Source organism: Nocardiopsis potens DSM 45234 (assembly GCF_000341105.1).
GTDB classification, from domain to species: Bacteria; Actinomycetota; Actinomycetes; order Streptosporangiales; family Streptosporangiaceae; genus Nocardiopsis_A; species Nocardiopsis_A potens.
The window spans coordinates 72,713-93,399 of the sequence record NZ_ANBB01000014.1; the positions used below are offsets into that span (position 1 = coordinate 72,713).

The following is a 20,687-nucleotide window of genomic DNA, read 5'->3' on the forward strand; positions in this document are numbered from 1 at the left end:
TCAGCCGGCCCGGTGGGGGATGCGCCCGAATCGGGCGAGGGAGAACGGGGCCAGGTCGTCCGGCCGCGTCCCGGTGCGCGCCCAGGCGATGAGCGACTCGGCGACGGCCGGGGCGATGGCGAAGCCGTGCCCGGTCCAGCCGGTGCCGACCCAGGCGTTGCCGGTGCCGGGGACCAGGTCCACGATCGGGATCTCGTCGGCGCTGCACGACTCCGGCGATCCGGCGGCGGCGTGCAGCAGCTCCGCGCCGGCCAGGTCCGGGTAGACCTCGGCCGCCGTGCGCAGGTTGCCCCGCACGGCCTCCTCGGTGGTCTCGCCGCGCCGCAGCCCGGCGTTCCACCGGCCGCGCCAGCCGCCGCTCACCATGACCGTGCCGTCGGGCAGCGGCTTGACGGAGAGCGGGCGGTGGTCGTGGCCGACCAGGTGGGCCATGGGCGGGCCGCCGGCCGGGGCGACCTGGAGGGCCTGCGGGAGGATCCGCCAGACCGGCAGGTCCACGCCGAAGCCGTCGCGGAGCAGGCCGGGGGCGCCGGTGTTGTTGAGCACCAGCAGGGCGGTGCCGACCTCGAAGCGCTCGCCGCGGGCGGTGCGCACCGCGGTGACCCGCCCGCCGGCGCGCTCCACCGCGGTGACCTCGCGGTCCTCCAGCAGTGTCGCCCCGCGCTTCCGGGCCGCCTCGGCGAACGCCCTGGTGGTGGCGGTGTGGTCGGCGGTGCCGTCCAGCGGGCAGTACAGCGCGCCGCGCACGGCGGGCGAGACGGCGGGCTCCAGCTCCAGCACCCGGTCGCGGCCGATCGCCTCGGTCGGGACGCCGAGGCGGGTCTGCACCTCGGCGTGGGCCTGCGCGGCGATCAGGCCGCCCCTGGTGCCGGTGGTCTCCTGCTCGATGAGGTACATGCCGCCGGTGCGCTCGTAGCCGGTGGCGGCGCCCAGCCGCTCGTCGAGTTCGGGCCAGATCCGGTAGGCGGCCCGCATCAGCGGCAGCTCCCGCAGGTCGCGCCGGTTGGCGCGGACCCCGCGCCGGCCGAAGCCGCCGGAGGCGCCGGAGGCGATCGCCCCGGCTTCGAGGAGGAGGACGTCCTCCCCGGCGTCGGCGAGCCGCCACGCGGCGGCGCAGCCGTGGACGCCGCCGCCGATAATCACGAACTGGTGCTTCATCGAGCCGATCCTTTGACGTGTGTCCCGGACCACAGTGAGAGTAGTATTCACTACATGAAGAGGTCAACACTGAAATGAAAACTACGAACGGGGGCGGGGAGAGCTTCCGCGACCGGGTGACCGCCAGCGCCGGCCGGCTCTCGCCCAGAGAGCGGGCGGTGACGGACTTCCTGCTCAACCGGCCCTCGGAGGCGGTGACCGCCTCGGCGGCCGAGCTGGCCTCGCTCACCGGAACGAGCGACGCCACCGTGGTGCGCACCGCCCGCTCGCTCGGCTACGGCGGGTTCCGCGAACTCAAGCGCGCGGTGCTGGAGATGCTCACCGAGCGCCGCGACCCGGCCCTGGTCCTGGACCGCAGGCTGGAGCACATCGGCGGCGCCCGGGTCTTCGACCAGGTCCTCGCGGACGGCGCCGACATGCTCCGGCGGATGCCCGAGGTGGTCGGCGCCGCCGCCGTCGAGCAGGCGGTCGGGGTGCTGGCGGAGGCGGACCGGACGGTCGCCTACGGCATCGGGCCGGCCGCCGCGACCGCCCGCTACTTCGCCACCGAGCTGACCCGGCTGGGGCGCCGCTGCACGGAGATCGAGGCCACCGGGTTCCGGCTCGCCGACGACCTGCTCGGCGTCGGCGGCGGCGACGCGGTCCTGGTCTTCGCTCCGCTGCGGCTGTTCCGCGAGATCGAGGTGCTGATCGCGCACGCCCGCGAGGAGGGGGCGCCGGTCGTCGTGGTCACCGAGGCGCTCGGGCCGGCGCTGCGCGACCGGGTGGACGTCGTGATCACGACACCGCCGTCCACGGCGGAGGCGGTCGGGGAGAACTTCGCCGGATGGGTGGTGGCGCACAGCCTGGTCATGGAGCTGGCGGCCCGGGACCGCACCGGCTCGGTCGCGGCCCGGCAGCGGCTCAACCGGCTCCGGGGCGAGATCAGCGGGCCGGACATGGACACCGACGTGCTCGGCGCGGACGGAGGGGGTACCTGACGACACCGCAGGTCAGAGAGGGAAGGCGGGGAAAAGCGCGCTGGGAATGTCGCATCCCGTCGGTATTCAGAAGGGCGTACGCACGGCGAGAGGAAAGCCCCGTGAGCAGTGTCCTGCGAATGACCAACGGCGACATGGACGACGTCCTGGCGATGCTCGGACCGGCGCCCCTCGACGACGAGCAGCGGAGGGGGCTCGCCTACTCCGAGCGGGCCGCCGCCGAGGTCGACGGCCGGCTCGGCCACCAGGGCATCGACCTGGGGCTCTCGGTCCGGACCGCGCTGGAGCACCTGGTGACCGGCGACGAGCGGCAGGAGGGCGAGGGCACCTCCTACACCTACGCCTTCGACTGCCTGGTCGCCCCGTTCTTCTCCGACGAGTACGACCTGGGGGTGTGGAGCCGGCCCGCGCGCTTCTTCGCGCAGATGGGCGCCGAACTGAGGAAGCTCGGCGTGCCGGACGAGCTGTGCCCGGCGTCCTTCCTGTTCACCGGGCCGCCGGTGGAGGCCCGCATCCCGCACGCCCCCGACGGCCCGGTGCTCGGATACCTGCACTCCGCCAAGGCGGAGCCGCTGGTGAAGGCGTACGGCGCGGCGGTCGGCCGGCTCCCCGCCGACTACCAGTACGCCGCCAAGGTCTTCATCGAGACGATGGAGGTCGAGGTCGACGCCTACGAGTACGGGCTCAAGCAGGGCTGGAACCGCAGCTACAACCACTTCGTCCTGGACGGCTGACCGGCCGCCCCCGCCCCGCCGGCCGGCCCCGGCTCAGAGCCGGTCGACCTCGGTCAGGTCGATGTCCACCGGGAACGGGGCGGAGGCGGTGAGGTGCGCGTGGTGGATTCCGGTGGGGAAGTACGCCTTCGTCGCCGGATCGATCTCGTAGATGTAGACGACGGGGCCGTCCTCTCCCTGCTCGACCCGCCAGAAGTGCGCGATCCCGGCCTCGGCGTAGAGCAGGGGCTTGCGCTTGCGGTCCCGCTCCTCGGACTCAGTGGAGACCACCTCGACCACCAGGTGCACGGCCTCGGGCGGATAGGAGGTCTCCGGCCAGTCAGGATCCGCCTCGACGGCCGCGTCGACCACAAGGACATCGGGCTCAGGCCGCTGCCTGGGACCGATGGTCACCGTCATCTCCCGGCGTACTCTCAGCGCTTTCGGCACGGTACGGCGTAGGCCTGCCACCAGGACATCGAGTGCCAGGGTGTGAAAGCGCTTCTGGGGACTCACGAGGACAAGGCTGCCATCGATGAGTTCGGTGTGCGGGGGAAGTCCTGGAATCCGGTCCAGGTCGTCCGCTGTGTAGCCGTCCACCGGTGGCATCGGCCACTCAGAGGCCGGGAGGTCGGGTACGGGCTGAGCGCACATGATCGGGTCTCCTAGGTCCTCTGGTCACTGACAAGGCCCCTTAGGAAGCACTTGGCCAAGTTCACCTCTGCCAAGGTGAACTTGGCCAAGTCGGTTTTCATTCAGACTAGAGGAGTCCCTGTGCAGAGCGCAGGGACTCTCCCTGAGGAGAAAGGCTACGATCGGTCCAATCGCTCAGTGGTATTGAGGAGAGCGGCCCGCGCTGGGGCTCAGCTCGCGTCCCACTTCTCGGTCAGGGCGGTCGCGACCTGCTCCGACAGGGTCGCCAGATCCGCGTCCGAGTACTCGACGTCCTCTGCGGTCTCGACCTCGACGACCAGTGAGTAGGCCTCGAACTGGACCAGGGTGGCGCAGGTGCTGAAGCCGTCACAGGTCTGCAGGGCGTCGCGGGGACCGATCCGGAGGGCCTGGTGCTCCTCCCAGCCGTCGTTCACCGGGGTCTGGGGAGGGTAGTCCTCATAGGCCACCTCGTCGATGGTGCCGTACTCCTCCACGTCCTTGAAGAACGTCTCGGCATGGGCCAGGTCCCCGGTGATGTCCGAAGTATCGAAGGCGAGCAGATCGCTGCACCCCGTACCGATGGTGCCCACCGGCAGGTCGGTGTGCTCCTCGGTCGCGGACTCGGTGCAGTCCGCCGAACCGTCGAACGCCTCTTTCAGCACCGCCGGGTCGGGGACATCGGTGTCGGGGCCGAAGACCGGGTAGGCGCTGGTGAGGGTGGCACAGCCGCCGGCGAAGAGCAGCAAGAGGCCGGCCGCCGCCGCTTTCGCGATCCGCACGTGGTTCCTCCGGGGAAGTCGGGACAGGGAAGGGGGCGGCGAGGCGCCGGGCCCACGGAGGACTCGACGCCCCGGCCGCCCGACCGGTTCCGGGGTGGAGGGAAGCGGCCCCGCCCCCGCGATGATCTTGGCGTTCCGGGCCTATCAACGCGGATTGATAGACCCGGAACGCCAAGATCATCGCCCGGGCCTCTAGTGGTAGTAGGTCACCAGGCCGCGCCCGGTGCGGGCGCATTCGCGGAACCAGCCGTGCATCTCCCGGACGCCGTCCAGGGCCTGCGGGTCGATGCGGTCCTCGTTCATCGCGTCGAACTCGGCCGCGAGCTCGGCGGCCCGGTCCGCCTCGATGCACCCGATCTGGGGGAAGTCGTCGACGCTGGGCAGCGGGACCACCTGGCCCCGGTAGGTCAGGGAGGCGGGGTCGAAGGAGACGCCCCCGTCCTTCAGCTCTCCCCGCACCTCATCGAACCAGTCGTAGCGGACCGGGTACCACTCGCCGTTGGGCAGGAACGAAGCGCAGTCGTGCGCCTCCAGCAGGGCCTTGAGGCAGTAGGCGTAGAGCGCCCCGGAGCGCTGGTGGTACTCCTCGCCGAGGAGCAGGTGGCGCGCGGCCTCCCGGGCCGACGGGCCGTCCTGGCCGTCGAAGAGGTCGTCGAGCCGGTCCAGCTCGCGCCCCCAAGAGGAGCGGAGCAGGGCGTTCAGGCTGTGCTCGCTGCCGGAGCCGATCACCGAGCGGAGCTCGGCCAGGTCGACCGCGTAGGGCATGAGTCCGTAGGACAAGACGGTGCCTTTCCAAGGGGTGGGTGAGAGGGAAGGGGGCGTGCGCGGAGTGCCGCCGGACTACCGGTCGGTGTCCGGCGGCGGGTCGAGCAGGGCGGTCTGCACCAGCACCGGGGAGGAGCCGCGGCGGACCCAGCGGCCGCGGCCCGGGGGCTGGGCGTCGGCGTAGAGGCGGGGGAGGATCTGCCCCTCGCCGCGGTCGCCGGACATCAGCAGGGCGGTGGAGCCGGACTCGCGGACCGCCTGCACCAGCGGGTCGTACATGCCGCGGGAGGCGCCCGCGACCCGGCGGGCCAGCACGAAGTGCAGGCCGATGTCGCGGCCGGCCGCGGCGAACGGGACGAACGGGGCCAGCGGCTTCTGCCCGGCGGTGGTGAGCAGGTCGTAGTCGTCGGCCAGCACCACGATGCGCGGGCCGGACGGGCGGTCGCCGGAGCCGTCGGGGTTCCGCTCCTCCAGCTCCTTGGCCACCCCGGCGGCCAGGCCGGCGCAGAGCCGGGGGCTGCCGGCGTAGCCGCCCAGGTACGGCTCGGGGATCGCGTCCTTGAGGGTGCGCCTCGGGTCCATCACCGCGAAGACCACCTCCTCCGGCGCGTACCGGGCGGTCAGCCCGGCGGCGAGCAGCCGCAGCAGGTTGGTCTTGCCGCACTCGCCGTCCCCCAGCACCAGCAGGTTCTGGTCCCGGTCGAACAGGTCCAGCACGACCGGGGCGAGCGCCTTCTCGTCCACGCCCAGCGGCACCCCGGCCGGTTCGGCGTCCGGCCCGGGCAGGGAGCCAGGGTGGAGCGCCCGGGGCAGCACCCGGACCCGGGGGACCCGCGCCCCGCCCCAGGCGCCGGCGGCCTCCCGGGCCGCCTTCTCCACCGCCTCGCCCAGATCGGAGGCGTCCTGCAGGCCGTCGATCCGGGGCAGCGCGACCTGCCCGAACAGCTCGGCGTCGGTCAGCGCCCGCCCCGGCGCGTCCGGCGGGAAGGTACCCGCGAGCTTGCGGTCCACGGTGGAGTCGGCCGGGTCGTTCAGCCGCAGCTCCACCTTCTGCCCGAAGGTGGACTGGGTCGCCATCCGCACGTCGTTCCAGCGCAGCATGGCCGCGACGACGTGCACCCCGTACCCGCCGCCGCGCTGCAGCACGTCGGTGACGAGCTCGTCGATCTCCTCGAAGTCCTTGCGGATCGCGCCGAACCCGTCGACCACCAGGACCACGTCGGCGGTGGGCAGCTCGGGCACCTCACCTCGGGCGTGCATCCGGCGCAGCCGGTCCACCGAGTCGATGCCGCGCTCGCGGAACACCTCCGCGCGGTGCTCCAGCATGCCGCGGACCTCCTCCGCGGTGCGGCGGACCCGCTCCCGGTCCAGCCGCCCGGCGACCCCGCCGACGTGCGGCAGCTCGGTCAGCGCCTGCAGGCCGCCGCCGACCAGGTCCAGCCCGTACACCGCGACCTGCTCCGGGGAGTGGGTCAGCGCCAGCGACAGCACCAGGGTGCGCAGCAGGGTGGTCTTGCCGGTCTGCGGGCCGCCGATGAACGCGGCGTGCCCGCCGGAGGCGGTCAGGTCCAGCTCCCACACGCCCTGCCACTGCTTGGCCGGGTCGTCCAGCAGGCCGATCGGCACCCGCATCGGGGCCCGGTCGCCGGGCAGCCGCAGCCCGCCGGGGCCCTCGGCGGGCGCGCCGACCGCCCCGTCCAGCGGCACCGCCGACGGCAGCGGCGGCAGCCACACGCCGCGCGCCCGGGTGCCGTGCCCGGACAGCTGCCCCACCATGACCTCCAGCAGGCTGGGGCCGGCGGACCGCTCCGGCATGGCCGGCTCCTCGGCGACGGGGGCGTCCCGGTCGTCCTCGGGGCGGTCGAACGCGGTGAACTCGCGGGGCCGGGGCGCGGTGTCGCGCTCCTCCTCGGCGGCGAGGGCGCCGCGGAACGGGCCGGAGACGTACCCGGCCTTGAACCGCCGGTAGACGGTGGTGTCCACCTTCAGGTAGCCGAACCCGGGCAGCGCCGGGAGGTGGAAGGCGTCCGGGGAGTCGAGCACGGTGCGGCTCTCCTCCTCGGAGAAGGTGCGCAGGCCCAGCCGGTAGGAGAGGTAGGTGTCCAGGCCGCGCAGCTTGCCGCCCTCGATCCGCTGGCTGGACAGGAGCAGGTGCACGCCGATGCTGCGGCCGATCCGCCCGATCGACAGGAACAGGTCGATGAAGTCCGGGCGGGCGGTCAGCAGCTCGCCGAACTCGTCGATGATCACCAGCAGGTGCGGCAGCGGCGCCAGGTCCGGGTTCTTCCGCCGCAGGTGGGCGTAGTCGCCGATGGAGGCGACGTTGCCGGCGTCCTTGAGCACCTGCTGGCGGCGCTGGACCTCGCCGGAGAGGCTGGCGTAGGCGCGCTCGATCAGCGCGGCGTCGTCCTCCAGGTTGGTGATCAGGCCGGCGACGTGCGGCAGGCCGGCGAAGGGTGCGAAGGTGGCGCCGCCCTTGTAATCGGCCAGCACCATGGACAGGTCGTCGGGGGAGTGCGTGGCGGCCAGCGACAGCACCAGGGTGCGCAGCAGCTCGCTCTTGCCGGAGCCGGTGGCGCCCACGCACAGCCCGTGCGGGCCCATGCCGAGCTGGGCGGCCTCCTTGAGGTCGAGGACCAGCGGCTGCCCGGTGTCGTCGGTGCCGATCGGCACCCGCAGGAACGCCCGCTCGCTGCGCGACGCCCACAGCCGGGGCACGTCCAGCGCGCCCGGGTCGGCGATGCCCAGGGAGGCGGCGAAGTCGGCGGCGCCGGCCTCGGCGGCGGACTCCTCGGCGGCCTCCGCGGAGAGCCGGAGCGGCGCCGCCATCCGCACCAGCCCGGTGAGCAGGGCGGGCGTGACGTCGTCCACGGCGCCGGCGGAGGTCCGCTCGTCCTCGCCGCGCAGGTCCTGCACGACGGCCCGGTCGCCGTCCACGGTGATCCGCACCGACACCTCGCCGGGCTCGTCCACCTGCCGCTCCACCAGGTGCAGCACGGTCGCGCCGAGCGCGCCGGGGGCGATGGCGTCGTCCGGGCGCACCAGGTCGGCGGCGGTCCCGCCGTGGGTGTCGTGCACGATCAGCAGCCTGCGCATGCCGGCGTAGGCCTCGCGGCGGCCCATCCCGCGCCGGATCTCCCCGGCCAGGTCGGTGCGGGAGCGCAGCTCGTCGGCGAGGAGCGCGCCCAGCCCGGCGGGGTCGGGGGCGATCAGCCGGCGGCCGCCGCCGCGCGCGTCGGCGTCGGCGGTGTGCGGCAGCCACTTCAGCCAGGACCAGTCGCCGGCGCGCTCGGCCGGGTGCGCGACCGCCACCGCCAGGTCCTCCGGGGCGTGGAAGGCCGCGGCCTGCGCGAGCAGCGCCCGGACCAGGCGGAGCACGTCCGGGCGGGCCCCGACCAGGCTGACGTCGCCGACCCGGTCCAGCGGGACGGTCAGCGGCATCTCCGGGGCGGTGGAGAACCGGTGGATCACCGCGTTCGCCTCGGACGCCATGAACGGGTCGGTGGGGGTGAGCGCGCTGCCCTGGTCGGCCAGGGCCAGCGGCCGCGCCGCGACCTCCCCGGTGCCCGCCCGCAGCAGCAGGAAGTCCCGGTCGCGCCGGCGCCGCTCCCAGAGCCGGGCCGGATCGCGCACGACGTCGTAGAGGGCCTCGGGCGGCGGGGCGAGCAGCCGGGCGCGGGCGCGGGCCTCCCGCTCGGCCCGGCCGAGGTCGTCCCGGAGCTCTTCGAGGTATTCGAGGTAGAGCTCGCGCTGGTTGCGCCGCTGCCGGGCGGCCTGCCCGCGGCGGGAGAAGAACATCGCCAGCGCCGCGAAGACCGCCACCACCAGGATGACCGCGCCGAACACGATGAACGCCGGGTTGCGCACCACCATCATGATGGTCAGCGACGCCATCATGCCGACCATCGGCAGCACCGCCATCAGCGGGCTCTGCTGGGAGTTGCCGTCGGGAAGCGTCGGCGGCGCCTCGACCTCGCGCGTGTCCTGCGGCGCGGGCGGATGCACCGTCCGCGCGGGGCGGTGCACGGTACGCGTGGTCACCGGCGCTCCTCTCGGGGGGTACTCGGGGGTGCCGTCCTGCGGGCCGGCCGCTGCGGGGCGTGCAGGAGACTTGACGGAGGGGATCCTACGGGAGTACCACCCATCGGGGACGAACGGGACGGGGCGCGGCCGGAGGCGGCCGCTGCGGGGAGGGGACCGGGATGGACGATCGCGCTCGGCTGCTCGGGCGGGTCCGCGGAGCGGTGCGGGGGACGCCGTACGAGGTGGAGGAGACCGCGGCCGGGGCCCGGGTGCACGCGGCGGCCGGCGCCGGGCGGGGTGCGGCGGCCGCGGTGGACGTGGTGCTGGACGAGCGGAAGGGCCGGGCGGTGCTGACGTCCGGTACCGAGGTGGACGGGCGGCCGGTGCGGGCCGGGCGGGAGCCGGCCGGGGCCGGCGCGGACGGCGCGGAGGACCTGGAGTCGCGGGTCGCCGGCGCCGTGGAGGCGGCGGGCTGGCGGGCCGAGACCCGGCCCGGGGACGCGGCGTTCGGGTTCGGGTCGCCGCTGGCGGTCGTCGCGATGCTGGTGCTGCTCTTCTCCCTGCCGCTCGGGGTCACCCTGGCCCTGATGCTCTGAGCGGGGAGAGGGACGCGGGGAAGGGGCGGGGAGCGCTCTCCCGCCCTCTGCCGGGCGCCGTCGGCGGCCTCTTCCGGACAGCGGCGGCGGGCGGCCCGGCGGAAGGAGCGGCCCGGATCCGCGCGGGGCGGGCGGCGTAGCGGCATTTCAGCGGCCCGGGCGCCTCCGGGGCCTCCGCGGGGATACTCCGGCCCGGGAGTCGGACGGGGAACGGGCCGGTTCCGTTCCGTGGAATCGGCGGTCTTCCGCCGTACCGGGGCGAACTGGCGAGAACGGACGTTCTCTGATTCGATCGCACCTCCGCAGCAACCGAGAAGACGGGGGTGGACGTGTCCATTCTGAAGAAGGGGGCGGTCGCGATCGCGGCCGCGGGAGCGATGCTGTTCGCCGGGACCGCCGTGGCGGCGCCGGCGCAGGCGGCAACCGGGTACGACCGGTGCCCGCACGGGTACTTCTGCCTCTTCTCCGGCTACGGGGGCACGGGGAAGATCGGGATCTTCAAGTACGGGTCGTCGGACCTGCGCCTGCAGGGGCTGGACAACAACGTCCACTCGGTGTGGAACCGCTCCGCCAGGCCGATCGAAGGGTGGGCCGGCTACAACTACAAGCCGACTCCGCCGACCACGCTCGACCCGGTCTTCTATTTCTTCGCCTATGACGTCCCGCGGGACCTGAACGATTTCGCCGGCGGCGTCGTGAGCTCGGTCCGGGCCGATTAGCGCCCGCGGCCGCGCCGGGCGGCTCCGGCCGTCCGGCGCGGCCCGCGCCCGCCGTACGGGGGTCGGCGGGCGCGGGCGGAGGAAGAGGCCTCAGCAGGTGAAGCCGGGGGCGTCGCGGGTCAGCAGGGCCGGGCGGGACGGGGCGGCGCCCAGCGCGTCCAGGTCCGCGGCCAGGGTGCGGAGCAGGGCGGCGACGTCGGCGGCGGCGCCGTCGTGCATCGCCTCGGCGACGATCAGCACCCGCCCGGTGCCGGGGCGGACCGCGGACAGGCCGCTCTGCCGGTTGGTCCAGCGCCGGGCGTGCGCGTTGCCGCCGGCGTCGGCGAAGACGATCTCGCCCGGGGCGGGGTGCTCGGAGCCACCGGACAGCGGCACGTACACCTCCCCGCCGCCGGCCGGGCGGACCTCCAGGTCGCCGTCGATCCGGTCCAGGTCGAGGGCGGCGACCGGGATCGCGTAGGCCATCGACACCGCGTTGCAGAGGTCGACCAGCGGGTGGATCCGGGGCAGCGTCCCCTCCTTGGCGAACCGGCGCAGCAGCGACTCCGAGGCGCACCGGTACTGCGTCGGCTTCAGGCCCATCCGGGAGAACGCGCGGCGCCAGGCGCCGATCTCGGGCAGGGCGCTGAGCGGTGCGTCGGCCAGCCGGGCCTTCGCCCGGGTGTGCAGCTCGGCGAGCCGGTCGTCGACCGGGGCGGTGGGGGCGCCGGCGGTGAGCGCGCCCGCGGCGAGCTCGGGGAAGGCCGCCCGGACGTCGTCGGAGTGCCGGAAGTGCATGCGGGTCTCCTGGTTCCCTTCGGTCGGGTGTCGGGTGTCGGGTGCGGGGTCAGCGGGAGGCGAGGGCGAGCTGGACGCCGAGGACGGCGAAGGCCCCCGCGAAGGAGCGGCGGATCCAGGCCAGGGCGCGCGGCCGGGCGGCGATGAAGGAGCGGACGGCGGCGGCGAACACCCCGTAGCCGAGGAAGACCACCAGGGTGAGCCCGGTGAAGACGCCGCTCAGCGCCGCCATCCGGACCAGCGCGTCGGGCGCGGCCGGGTCGGCGAACTGCGGCAGGAACGCGAAGAAGAAGATGGTCAGCTTCGGGTTGAGCAGGTTGACCAGGACGCCGGAGGCGATCACTCGGCCGACCGGTCGGTGCTCGTCCCGGGGGTCCTCCGGGACGGCCGGCGCGCCCCGGTCGCGCAGCATGGTCCACGCCATGTACAGCAGGTAGGCCACGCCCAGGTACTTGAGCACCTGGAATGCCAGGGCGCTGGTGTGCAGCAGGGCCGCCAGACCGGTCAGCGCCGCCGCCGCGTGCGGCAGCGTGCCGATGGCGCAGGCCAGCGCGGCGACGGCGCTCGCCCGCGCGCCCCGGGCGAGGCCGGCCGCCATGGTGAACAGCGCGCCGGTACCGGGGGTGGCGACGACGATGAGCGACGTCAGCAGGAATTCGATGCTCATGGCGGACTTTCGGACGTGGGTGTGGGACGGCACGGCCGCCGCTTGCCCGACCAGCCTCCCGCCGGTGATGGTCCGCCGGACAGATCCAAAACCGATGCGGGCGAGTGGTCCAAAGAGGAGGTGCTCCGCCTCGGGCCCCTGCGCACGGCCGGTCGCCGCGCGCCCCGGGAGCGCCCGGAGCCGGGGCGGGCCCACCCCGGAAGGATCCCCGGACGGGCCCCGGTCGCGAAGCGCGGTCCGGCGCCCGGGCCGCCCTGGGGAGCGGTGGGGATCGGGCCGCGTGCGGGGGTTCATCCGGCGGAGTCGGATTCGCGCAGGTCGCAGGGGGAAAGCGGTCCCGTTCGGCGCCGCGTCGGTCCCCCTCGGGCGGGAGGGGCGGTGGGATACTCGGAGCATGGACGATGGCGCGAAGGCGATCCTCGAAGGCGGACCGGGGGACCTGCGCGAGCGGGTCGTTCCCGCCGAGCCCTCGAAGACCGAGATCAAGATCCCCTTCCAGGGCGGATACGAGCACTTCACCGCGACACCGAGGCAGCGCGAGACCCCCGAGGGGCGGCTCCCGGTGTACGAGTGGTCCTCCCGGACGGAGATCGCGGAGTAGGGGCCGCCGCGGTGCTCCCCGCCGGCACTTCGGCCGGCGGTGTCGTTACCGTGGGCCCGTGGAGCAGGCGAAGGACGGGGAAGAGGAGCGGGACGGCGCCCGCGCCGGCCGGGCGGGCGCCGACTTCCTCCAGCTCGACCCGGCGGAGGCGCCCCGCGGCGGCCTGGCCGGATGGCTGGCCGAGCGGCTGCGCGGCGCCATCGCCGACGGGCGGCTGCCCACCGGGTCGCGGCTGCCCGCCACCCGGGCGCTCGCCGCCGAGCTCGGCGTCTCCCGCGGCGTCGTCACCGAGGCCTACCGGCGGCTCAGCGAAGGCGGCCAGATCAGCGGGCGGGGCCGGAACGGCACCGTGGTCGCCGCCGCCCCGGCCCCCGCGCCCGCGCCCGCGGCCCCCGCCCCGGCCCCGCCGGACGGGCCGTTCTCCGCCGACCCCGGCCCGGACGTCTTCGCGGAGCTGCGCGCCGCCCCCGCCCGGTACGACCTGACCCCCGGCGTCCCGTCGCTCTCGGCGTTCCCCCGCGCGGCGTGGCTGCGCGCCGAGCGGGCGGTGCTGGACGGCCTCTCCGCCGCCGACCTGGGCTACGGCGACCCGGCCGGCACGCCGGCGCTGCGCCGCGCGGTCGCCGGCTGGCTCGCCCGCAATCGCGGCATCCGCGCCGCCCCCGGCGACGTGGTCATCGTGGCCGGCGTCTCCCAGGCGCTGTCCATGCTGGTCCCGGTCCTGGCGGAGCGGGGCATCGACGCCGTCGCGGTGGAGGAGCCCGGGTCGATGGGGGTCCGCCGGCACCTGGCCGGCCGCGGCGCCGCCACCCCGCCGGTCCCGGTCGACCGGCACGGGATCCGGGTCGCCGCGCTGCGCGCCACCGGCGCCCGCGCGGTGATGCTCACCCCCGCCCACCAGTTCCCCACCGGGGTCGTCCTCGGCGGGGAGCGCCGCCGCGAGCTGGCCGACTGGGCGCGCGCCGGCGGCCTGGTGATCGAGGACGACTACGACGCCGAGCACCGCTACGACCGCCCGCCGGTGGCCGCGTTCCGCTCGCTCCTCCCGGACCGGGTCTGCTACCTGGGCAGCGTCTCCAAACTGCTGGCGCCCGCGCTGCGCACCGGCTGGATCGTGCCGCCGCCGGAGCTGCGCGGCCCGCTCGCCGCGGCCAAGCGCGACGACGACCTCGGCAACGCAGTCCTCCCGCAGCTGGTCCTGGCCCGGCTGATGGACTCCGGCGACATGGAGCGGCACCTGCGCTTCCTGCGCCGGCGGCACCGCCTCCGGCGGGACGCGATGATCGCCGCACTCGCCGCCGGCCTGCCCGACGCCCGGGTGCACGGCGCCGCCGCGGGACTGCACCTGACCGTCACCTTCGGCGGGGACTTCGACGACACCGCGCTGGCCGCGGCCGCGCTGGCCGAGGGGGTGAAGACCCAGCCGCTGTCCTGGCACCGCCGGCTCCCCGGCCCGCCCGGCCTGGTGCTGGGGTACGCGGCCTGCTCCCCGGGCGCGATCGCCGAGGCCGTCGCGCTGCTGGCCCGGGCCCGGCGCGGCTTCCCCGGCCCTCCCCGGCGGTGATGCGGCGGAGGAAGAAATGCACGACATCTCGGCCCGAAACGGGTGCCCGAATCCCCGGAACCCGGGAACGGGCGCCCGGTCCGCCCGGTTCAGCGGTTTTCGGTCCGGGCGGTGCCGGGCAATCGGCGGCGGAGGGGGTGAGGCCGCCGGGTGCGGGGGGTATCGCCACAGCGGGGAGTGGGATTCTCGGGGGGAGGGCGCGTGCACGACGGTGACTGGGTCGCGGAAACGGCGACGGACATCCGCGGCGTGCTGAAGGTGATGGTCGACGCCGGGTGGCTTCCCGGGGGGACCGCGGTCGTCGGCACCGGGAGCATGTGGGAGTTCGTGGCGGTCGGCGGGATCATCGGGGGCCGGGGCGACCTGCTCTCCGGGCCCGACGTCCGCTACGACGTCGCGAGCCTGACCAAGGTGATGGCGACCTGGCCGCTGGCCGGGCGCGCCGCGCGGGAGGGCGTGCTCGGACTGGACGAACCGCTGGGCCGGTACCTGCCGGGCGGCCCGTACCCCGGCGGGGAGGTGACCGTCCGGCAGATCCTCACGCACACCTCCCGGCTGAACCCGGTGAGCTGGCTGGAGACCTACGTCGGCACCGAGCGGGACCTGGCCGAGGCGATCCTGTCCGAGCCGCTGGACGAGGAGGGCTACCGCTACATCGACCGCGGGTTCATCCTGCTCGGCCTGGTCCTGGAGCGGCTGCTGGACACCACGCTGGACGTGGCCATGCACGACCTGTGGCGGGACGCGGGGATGTCCGCCACCGGCTACGGGCCGCTGCCGCGCTCGGCCGGGGTCGCCCCGACCGAGCGCAGGATCCCCGGCGCCGGGCCGATCTGGGGGGTGGTGCACGACGAGGCGGCCGCGCTGATGGGCGGCATCGCCGGGCACGCCGGCCTGTTCAGCACCGCGATCGACGTGGGCGCCTTCGCCCGCGAGGTGCTGCGCTCCGCGGAGGGGGAGGAGGGGACGCTGGTCCCGGCGGAGTTCGTGCACGAGAGCTGGGCTCCGGCGGTCCGCATCGACGAGCGCCTCTCCCGCGGGCTGGCCTGGCTGGTCGACGACGAAGGGGTGGTCTACCACCACGGCTACACCGGGACCAGCCTGTTCCTGCACCCCGCCACCGGCCGCTACGTCGGCCTGCTGACCAACGCGGTGCACTACGGCCGCAAGCGCACCGGCCTCAGCGACCTGCGCGCGGCCGCCCGCGCCTGCTTCTCCACCTGACCCCGGCCGCCCCTTTCCGATGATCTTGACGTTGCGGGGGTATCAGAGCGCTCTGACACCCCCGCAACGTCGAGATCATCGCCGTGGGGGCGGGGCGCTCAGTCCGGGCGGACGGCCGCGAGCAGCGCCTGCAGCAGGCCGGCCACCCCGGGCGGGCCGTCCACCACCAGGTCGGCCTCCTCGGCCAGCGCGGACACCTCGGTGGAGCCGCTGCACACGGCCAGCCCCGGCACCCCGTCGGCGCGCAGCCTGCGCACCGCGGCGAACGCGGGCAGGTCGCCCAGGTCGTCCCCGGCGTACAGGACCGACCGGGCGCCCAGGCCGGCGGCGAGCCCGGCCAGCGCGGCCCCCTTGTCCATGTCCGGCGGGCGGAGCTCGATCACCATCCGGCCCGGCTCCACCGCCAGCCCGGTCCGCTCGGCCAGCCGGGCCAGCGGCTCGCGCAGCTCGCGCAGGGCCCCGCCGGGGTCGGCGGCGCGTCGGGTGTGCACCGCCAGCGAGCGGTCCTTGTCCTCCACCGCGGTGCCGTCGGCGCCGGGGAAGCGGGCGCGCACCGCCTCGACCAGGCCGGGCAGCTCCGCCCGGACCTCGGCCAGGCCCGGGTGCGGCTCCGGGGCGTCCAGCCGGCCGCCCTCCCACCGCTCCAGGCCGTAGTGGCCCAGCACGGTGATGCCCGGCACCCGGTCCAGCCCGCCGTAGGCCACCGCGGTCGCGGCGGGGCGGCCGGTCACCACGGCGGTGCCGGCGACCGCCGGGGCCAGCGCGGCCAGCGCGTCGACCACCGCCGGGAGCGGCCGGGAGTCGCGCGGGTCCGCGACGATCGGGGCGAGCGTGCCGTCGAAGTCGAAGGCGAGCAGCGCCGACGAGGGCTCCGAGGCGATCGCGTCGAGCGCGGCGCGCCCGGCGGGCGTACTCGGGCGGGGCAAGGGCATGGGCGGACCTGTTCCCTGCGGGAGCGAGCGGGGTGCGGCGGAGCGCGGCCCACCGGGCGGACCCGGTGCGGGGCCGGACCTCAGAGGCGGATGCCCAGGTCGCGGGCTGTCCGCTGGCGGCGGCGGTCGGCGCGCAGCCGGCGGAGGCGCTTGACGGTCAGCGGGTCGAACGCCTGGGCCTCGGGCCGCTCGACGAGGCCGTTCAGCAGCTGGTAGTAGCGAGTGGGCGAGAAACCGAACTCATCGCGGATGGCCTGCTCCTTGGAGCCTTCGAGCTTCCACCACTGGCTCTCGAAGGCGAGGATGCGGCGCTCGCGCTCGGCGAGGCCGGCGGGCTCGGATGAGGGGTCGGACGGTTCTCGGTCGCGGGTAGTGGAGTCTGGCATCGCACGTCTCCAGGTCGGGTCGGCGCGAATCATCGTAGCGAGTCGGGATGACCGACACGGGGCGTGTGGTGCGGAACGGCCGGAACGGTAAGGAAGTGCTGTCCATTCCAGCAGGGCCGGCTGCCCGGCACGCATACCCGCGCGAAGCTGGCAGAATTGCCGGTGCACACGGCACCGACCCGCGCACTCGCCGGAGAAGCCGCAGGTGGGCGCGGGTAGGAGAGACGGCTCAGGGGGATTGCTTCATCATGCGCACCAGGCAGGCCGGCACGCACCTCGGGCGCGGACTGGCGGCGGTCCCCCTGCTCGCGGCGGTGATCGCCGCACAGGCGGGCGCCGGGACCGCCGCCGCGGACACCGGTTCGGGCGGTCTGCTGCGCGAGCAGTGGGCCCTGGAGGCGATCGGGGCGCAGGAGGCCTGGGACGCCGGTGGGTCCGGTGAGGCGGGCGACGAGGAGGCGGGCCGCGGCGGCGGCGCCACCGTCGCGATCGTCGGCACCGGGGTGGACACCGACCACCCGGACCTGCGCGGCGAGGTCACCGCGGGAACCGACTTCTCCGGCGGTCCGGGGGAGGGCGCCGACGGCTCCTCCACCGCGCTGGCCGGCATCGCCGCCGCCCGCGGCCACGGCAAGGAGCACCTCGGCGGGGTGCTCGGCTCGGCGCCGGGCGCCGGGCTGCTCTCGGTCCGGGTGGCCCCCGAGGGCGGCGAGGCCGCCGATGCCGACGCGCTGGAGCAGGGCATCCGCTACGCGGCGGACGAGGGCGCCCAGGTCGTGGTGGTGGCCGAGGGCGTCTCCGCCGGCCAGGAGGGCGCGGGGGTGGCCGACGCGGTGGGCGACGCGGTGCGCTCCGGCGCGCTGGTGCTGCTGCCCGCGGGCGACCCGGTGGCCGAGGCCGCCGGGGACGTGGAGGGCGCGCTCACCGTCGGCGCGGTCGGCGAGTCCCTGGCGCCCGCGGCGGGCGGGACCCCGGGCGGCGCCGGGGCCGGCGCCGACCTGCTCGCCCCCGGGGCGGGCGTGGACGCCATCGCGGCCGGCGGCGACTACGCGGAGGTCAGCGGGGACGACGCGGCGGCCGCACTGGCCGGCGGTGTCGGGGCCCTGGTCCGCGCCGCGCACCCGCAGCTCCTCCCGGCGCAGGCCGCCGAGGCGCTGACCGCGGGTGCGGAGAACGGCGTGCTCAGCGCGCCCGGCGCGGTCCGCGAGGCGGACGCCGCGGCCGAGGGCGTCCCGCTCTACGACGAGGACCTGGTCACCGAGGACGACGGCCTCCCGGTCCCGGCCTGGACGCTGTGGACCGCGGGCGGCGTGCTGCTCATCGCCCTCGCGGTGGTCGGCGTGGTGCTGTTCCGCCGCGCCACCCGGAACCCCTACGACCTGCCCGAGGACGAGCCGGTCGAGGTGCCCGCCGCCGCGGCCGAGCAGGAGCGCACCACCCGCTCCATCGGCCGCCGCCGCAAGGGCGCAGGCCGCCGCCGGAAGTAGCCCCCGCCCTTTCCGGGCCGATCCCGGCGCCGAGAACTGCGTTCGGGGGCGGCCGGAAGCGGCCGCGGGGCGCCGGGGAGGGCACCAGGGTTGACAAGGGGGTGCCAGGTCACAAGAGTGCCTGCATGTCCCCCAGTACCGAACCCCCCGGCCCGCCGCTGCCCGTGCGCGGCGCGGACCCGGGCGACGCCGCGACCGTCGAGACCCGGCACTTCGACCGGGCGACCGGCCGGGTCCTCATCGTCGAATCCGACCCGAAGTGGCCCTACCTGTTCCAGCGGGAGGTCGAGCGGATCCGCGGCCTGCTCGGCGGGGCGGTCCTCGGCATCGAGCACGTCGGCTCCACCGCCGTCCCCGGCCTGGCCGCCAAGCCCTGCGTCGACGTCCTGCTGCTGGTCGCCGACCCCGATGACGAGGAGGCCTACCGGCCCGCCCTGGAGGGCGCCGGGTACCGGCTCTTCCTGGTCGAACCGGAGCGCTCCGGGCACCGCGGCTTCAAGGGGCCCGACGTCAACGTGAACCTGCACGTCTACCCGGAGGGCTCGGAGGCCCGGCGGATGCTGCGGTTCCGCGACCGGCTCCGGTCCTCGGCCGAGGACCGGGAGCTCTACGAGCGGACCAAGCGGGAGCTGGCCGGGCGCACCTGGGGGTCGGTCCGGGAGTACGGCGACGCCAAGACCGGGGTGGTCGACGAGATCCTGTCCCGGGCCGGCGGGGAGGACTGACCACCCCTCGTTGTAGAGATAGGGCGGATCAGCGCAGGGCGTCGAGCTGGCGGCGGAACCAGCGGGTCGGCGGGAGGGCGGTGGCCGCCTCGACCAGCCGCTCGCACCGGGCGGACCGCTCCCCGTCCGGCATGGACAGCGCGGTGTGCAGCGCCTCGGCGGTCTCCACCACGTCGTACGGGTTGACCAGCAGCGCGTCCGCGCCCAGCTCGTCGGCGGCGCCGGCCTCGGTGGACAGCACCAGGGCGCAGCCGTGCTCGGAGAGCACCGGCCCCTCCTTGGCGACCAGGTTCATCCCGTCCCGGATCGGGTTGACCAGCAGCACGTCGGCCATCCGGTAGGCGGCCAGGGAGCGCGGGAAGTCGTCGTTGACCTCCAGCACCAGCGGGGCCCAGTCCGGGGTGGCGAACTCCTCCGTGATCTCCTCGGCCAGTCGGCGCACCCGCTCGGTGTAGGCGAGGTACTCCGGCACGTCGGTCCGGCTGGGGTAGGCGAAGGCCAGGTGGGAGACCCTGCCGCGCCACTCCGGGCGGGAGCGGAGCAGCTCGCGGTAGGCCTCCAGGCCGCGGACGATGTTCTTGGACAGCTCGGTGCGGTCCACCCGGACGATGAGCCGGCGGTCCCCGACCCGCTCGCGCAGCGCGGCGGCGCGCTCGGCCACGTCGTCGGCGGCGGCCCGCTCGCGCAGCCCGTCGGCGTCGGCGCCCAGTGCGTGCACCTCCACCCCGATCACCCGGCCGCCGTACTCGACCGTGCGCCGGGCCGGGTCGACGGTGGCGCGGAGGAACTCGGCGCAGCAGCGGAGGAAGGCGTCGGCCCAGCGGGGGCTGAGGAAGCCGAGGTGGTCGGCGCCGAGCATGCCCTCCAGCAGCTCGCGGCGGACGTCGGCGGGCAGCAGCCGGAAGTACTCCGGCGGCGCCCAGGGGGTGTGCGAGAAGTGCGCGATGCGCAGGTCGGGGCGGCGGCCGCGGAGCATCCGGGGGAGCAGCGCCAGGTGGTAGTCCTGCACCGCCACCTTGGCGCCCTCGGCGGAGCCGGTGAGCAGGGCCTCGGCGAAGGCGGCGTTGTAGGCGCGGTAGTCGGCCCAGCGGGCGCGGAAGCCGGCGTCGAAGTCGGGCGCGTTGGCGGTGTCGTACAGCATGTGCTGGACGAACCAGAGCGTGGAGTTGGCGATCCCGGTGTAGGCGTTGGCGAACACGTCCTGCGGGATGTCGAGCATGGTCACGTGCATGCCGCCCAGGTCGGCGACGCGGTCGATGCGGCCGTCGCCGGACTCGGCGGCGGCCTTGCGGTCGGCGTCGGAGAGCGCCGCGCACACCCACAGGGTGTCGGTGCCCTCCGCGGCGGAGCTGAGCCCGGAGACCAGTCCGCCGCCGCCGCGGCGGTGGCCCAGCGAGCCGTCCGCGCCGATCGAGAAGGACACCGGGCCCCGGTTGGAAGCGACGAGGATCTGCGCCTTGTCCACCTGTTCGTTCACCTCTCGCCGTGTGGTCGGTCGGGAGCGCGCCCTGGCGCGGCCGCTGAGCGCGGGGAGCGCCGAACCACGCGCGGGGTCCGCCCCCGCGTGGTCTTAAGGGTTTCGCCCTGCGCGGGCGGCCGCAAACCCCCCACCGGTCACGGCCGTCCCGGGCGGCCGTGACATCCCCCACGGCCGCCTCCGCGGGTGTAATCCGGGTCACTCGCTCTGGAAGGCGGTCGCGCGGTCCGTTACAGTGGCGATCGGAATCCCGACCGAAACCGTGGACAAAACGGACGTGGTCAGGGGTCCGCCCACAACTTCACATTGCTCATCCAGAGGGGTGGAGGGACCGGCCCTGCGAAGCCCCGGCAACCATCTCGGTGCGTGCGCTCGTAACCAGGCGAGGCGGCCGGGACAGGTGCCAACTCCGGCCTGGGGCCAGATCGGTCGCCAGGAAAGATGAGGGGAGACGCCTCGC

Annotated in this window: 19 protein-coding genes and 1 riboswitch; of the genes, 9 read left to right on the forward strand and 10 right to left on the reverse strand. The window is 75.2% G+C overall.

What is annotated here, in order from left to right; translation table 11 throughout:
• Nucleotides 1–1,158 carry an NAD(P)/FAD-dependent oxidoreductase gene (locus tag D459_RS0105480; protein ID WP_017591992.1) on the reverse strand — a complete coding sequence of 386 codons (1,158 nt, stop codon included), beginning with the start codon at nt 1,156–1,158 and terminating at the stop codon, nt 1–3.
• Between the two features lie 74 nt (nt 1,159–1,232).
• Between D459_RS0105480 and D459_RS0105485 the strand changes: the two genes are divergently transcribed.
• Nucleotides 1,233–2,138: a MurR/RpiR family transcriptional regulator gene (locus tag D459_RS0105485; RefSeq protein WP_026120080.1), complete on the forward strand. Its 906-nt coding sequence runs from the start codon at nt 1,233–1,235 to the stop codon at nt 2,136–2,138.
• 101 nt (nt 2,139–2,239) lie between these two features.
• Entirely contained in the window at nt 2,240–2,872 is a 633-nt protein-coding gene (locus D459_RS30845) for a DUF7691 family protein (protein WP_152522904.1), read from the forward strand.
• Nucleotides 2,873–2,905: 33 nt separating this feature from the next.
• Here D459_RS30845 and D459_RS0105495 read toward each other — a convergent pair whose 3' ends face one another.
• The 4 genes from D459_RS0105495 to D459_RS0105510 form a co-directional block, all read right to left on the reverse strand.
• Nucleotides 2,906–3,505, reverse strand: coding sequence for a Uma2 family endonuclease (locus D459_RS0105495; protein WP_026120081.1), 600 nt, complete (start codon nt 3,503–3,505; stop codon nt 2,906–2,908).
• Nucleotides 3,506–3,714: 209 nt separating this feature from the next.
• Entirely contained in the window at nt 3,715–4,284 is a 570-nt protein-coding gene (locus D459_RS0105500; protein WP_017591996.1) for a hypothetical protein, read from the reverse strand.
• A gap of 192 nt (nt 4,285–4,476) precedes the next feature.
• Nucleotides 4,477–5,064, reverse strand: coding sequence for a DUF7691 family protein (locus tag D459_RS0105505; RefSeq protein ID WP_017591997.1), 588 nt, complete (start codon nt 5,062–5,064; stop codon nt 4,477–4,479).
• A 60-nt stretch (nt 5,065–5,124) separates the two neighbouring features.
• Complete coding sequence (locus D459_RS0105510; protein ID WP_040709316.1) at nt 5,125–9,090, reverse strand: type VII secretion protein EccC; 3,966 nt, start codon at nt 9,088–9,090, stop codon at nt 5,125–5,127.
• Nucleotides 9,091–9,251: 161 nt separating this feature from the next.
• On the opposite strand from D459_RS0105510, the gene D459_RS0105515 reads away from it, so the two are divergent.
• Nucleotides 9,252–9,668, forward strand: coding sequence for a hypothetical protein (locus tag D459_RS0105515; protein WP_017591999.1), 417 nt, complete (start codon nt 9,252–9,254; stop codon nt 9,666–9,668).
• Nucleotides 9,669–9,991: 323 nt separating this feature from the next.
• Nucleotides 9,992–10,387, forward strand: coding sequence for a peptidase inhibitor family I36 protein (locus tag D459_RS30850; RefSeq protein WP_017592000.1), 396 nt, complete (start codon nt 9,992–9,994; stop codon nt 10,385–10,387).
• Nucleotides 10,388–10,477: 90 nt separating this feature from the next.
• Here the strand turns inward: D459_RS30850 and D459_RS0105525 are convergent, their stop codons facing one another.
• Together D459_RS0105525 and D459_RS0105530 are read right to left on the reverse strand one after the other, a co-directional pair.
• Nucleotides 10,478–11,164 carry a B3/B4 domain-containing protein gene (locus D459_RS0105525; protein WP_017592001.1) on the reverse strand — a complete coding sequence of 229 codons (687 nt, stop codon included), beginning with the start codon at nt 11,162–11,164 and terminating at the stop codon, nt 10,478–10,480.
• A 49-nt stretch (nt 11,165–11,213) separates the two neighbouring features.
• Nucleotides 11,214–11,831 (reverse strand): LysE family translocator, encoded by a 618-nt coding sequence (locus tag D459_RS0105530; RefSeq protein WP_017592002.1) that lies wholly within the window; start codon nt 11,829–11,831, stop codon nt 11,214–11,216.
• Nucleotides 11,832–12,225: 394 nt separating this feature from the next.
• Between D459_RS0105530 and D459_RS0105535 the strand changes: the two genes are divergently transcribed.
• The 3 genes from D459_RS0105535 (at nt 12,226) to D459_RS0105545 (ending at nt 15,220) form a co-directional block, all read left to right on the forward strand.
• Nucleotides 12,226–12,432 (forward strand): DUF5988 family protein, encoded by a 207-nt coding sequence (locus D459_RS0105535; protein WP_017592003.1) that lies wholly within the window; start codon nt 12,226–12,228, stop codon nt 12,430–12,432.
• Nucleotides 12,433–12,490: 58 nt separating this feature from the next.
• Entirely contained in the window at nt 12,491–13,996 is a 1,506-nt protein-coding gene (pdxR, locus tag D459_RS0105540; RefSeq protein WP_017592004.1) for a MocR-like pyridoxine biosynthesis transcription factor PdxR, read from the forward strand.
• Between the two features lie 201 nt (nt 13,997–14,197).
• Nucleotides 14,198–15,220: a serine hydrolase domain-containing protein gene (locus tag D459_RS0105545; RefSeq protein WP_017592005.1), complete on the forward strand. Its 1,023-nt coding sequence runs from the start codon at nt 14,198–14,200 to the stop codon at nt 15,218–15,220.
• A 98-nt stretch (nt 15,221–15,318) separates the two neighbouring features.
• Here the strand turns inward: D459_RS0105545 and otsB are convergent, their stop codons facing one another.
• The gene (gene otsB / locus D459_RS0105550) at nt 15,319–16,152 is read right to left on the reverse strand and encodes a trehalose-phosphatase (protein ID WP_017592006.1); all 834 of its coding nucleotides are present in this window, start codon (nt 16,150–16,152) and stop codon (nt 15,319–15,321) included.
• A gap of 80 nt (nt 16,153–16,232) precedes the next feature.
• Nucleotides 16,233–16,538: a DUF3263 domain-containing protein gene (locus D459_RS0105555; RefSeq protein ID WP_017592007.1), complete on the reverse strand. Its 306-nt coding sequence runs from the start codon at nt 16,536–16,538 to the stop codon at nt 16,233–16,235.
• A 248-nt stretch (nt 16,539–16,786) separates the two neighbouring features.
• On the opposite strand from D459_RS0105555, the gene D459_RS0105560 reads away from it, so the two are divergent.
• The gene (locus D459_RS0105560; RefSeq protein ID WP_017592008.1) at nt 16,787–18,025 is read left to right on the forward strand and encodes a S8 family peptidase; all 1,239 of its coding nucleotides are present in this window, start codon (nt 16,787–16,789) and stop codon (nt 18,023–18,025) included.
• Nucleotides 18,026–18,150: 125 nt separating this feature from the next.
• A complete protein-coding gene (locus D459_RS0105565) occupies nt 18,151–18,750 on the forward strand; it encodes a GrpB family protein (RefSeq protein WP_017592009.1) in 600 nt (199 codons plus the stop codon).
• Nucleotides 18,751–18,778: 28 nt separating this feature from the next.
• Here D459_RS0105565 and D459_RS0105570 read toward each other — a convergent pair whose 3' ends face one another.
• A complete protein-coding gene (locus D459_RS0105570) occupies nt 18,779–20,215 on the reverse strand; it encodes an alpha,alpha-trehalose-phosphate synthase (UDP-forming) (protein ID WP_017592010.1) in 1,437 nt (478 codons plus the stop codon).
• A gap of 319 nt (nt 20,216–20,534) precedes the next feature.
• Nucleotides 20,535–20,675, forward strand: a riboswitch (SAM riboswitch).
• Nucleotides 20,676–20,687: the final 12 nt, after the last annotated feature.

What these genes read in the sequence shown, in the direction of transcription:
- D459_RS0105480 (WP_017591992.1), bottom strand. Translation starts at nt 1,158, where the DNA reads ATGAAGCACCAGTTCGTGATTATCGGCGGCGGCGTCCACGGCTGCGCC.
- D459_RS0105485 (WP_026120080.1), top strand. Translation starts at nt 1,233, where the DNA reads ATGAAAACTACGAACGGGGGCGGGGAGAGCTTCCGCGACCGGGTGACC.
- D459_RS0105495 (WP_026120081.1), bottom strand. Translation starts at nt 3,505, where the DNA reads ATGTGCGCTCAGCCCGTACCCGACCTCCCGGCCTCTGAGTGGCCGATG.
- D459_RS0105515 (WP_017591999.1), top strand. Translation starts at nt 9,252, where the DNA reads ATGGACGATCGCGCTCGGCTGCTCGGGCGGGTCCGCGGAGCGGTGCGG.
- D459_RS0105525 (WP_017592001.1), bottom strand. Translation starts at nt 11,164, where the DNA reads ATGCACTTCCGGCACTCCGACGACGTCCGGGCGGCCTTCCCCGAGCTC.
- D459_RS0105530 (WP_017592002.1), bottom strand. Translation starts at nt 11,831, where the DNA reads ATGAGCATCGAATTCCTGCTGACGTCGCTCATCGTCGTCGCCACCCCC.
- D459_RS0105535 (WP_017592003.1), top strand. Translation starts at nt 12,226, where the DNA reads ATGGACGATGGCGCGAAGGCGATCCTCGAAGGCGGACCGGGGGACCTG.
- otsB (WP_017592006.1), bottom strand. Translation starts at nt 16,152, where the DNA reads ATGCCCTTGCCCCGCCCGAGTACGCCCGCCGGGCGCGCCGCGCTCGAC.
- D459_RS0105555 (WP_017592007.1), bottom strand. Translation starts at nt 16,538, where the DNA reads ATGCCAGACTCCACTACCCGCGACCGAGAACCGTCCGACCCCTCATCC.
- D459_RS0105560 (WP_017592008.1), top strand. Translation starts at nt 16,787, where the DNA reads ATGCGCACCAGGCAGGCCGGCACGCACCTCGGGCGCGGACTGGCGGCG.
- D459_RS0105565 (WP_017592009.1), top strand. Translation starts at nt 18,151, where the DNA reads ATGTCCCCCAGTACCGAACCCCCCGGCCCGCCGCTGCCCGTGCGCGGC.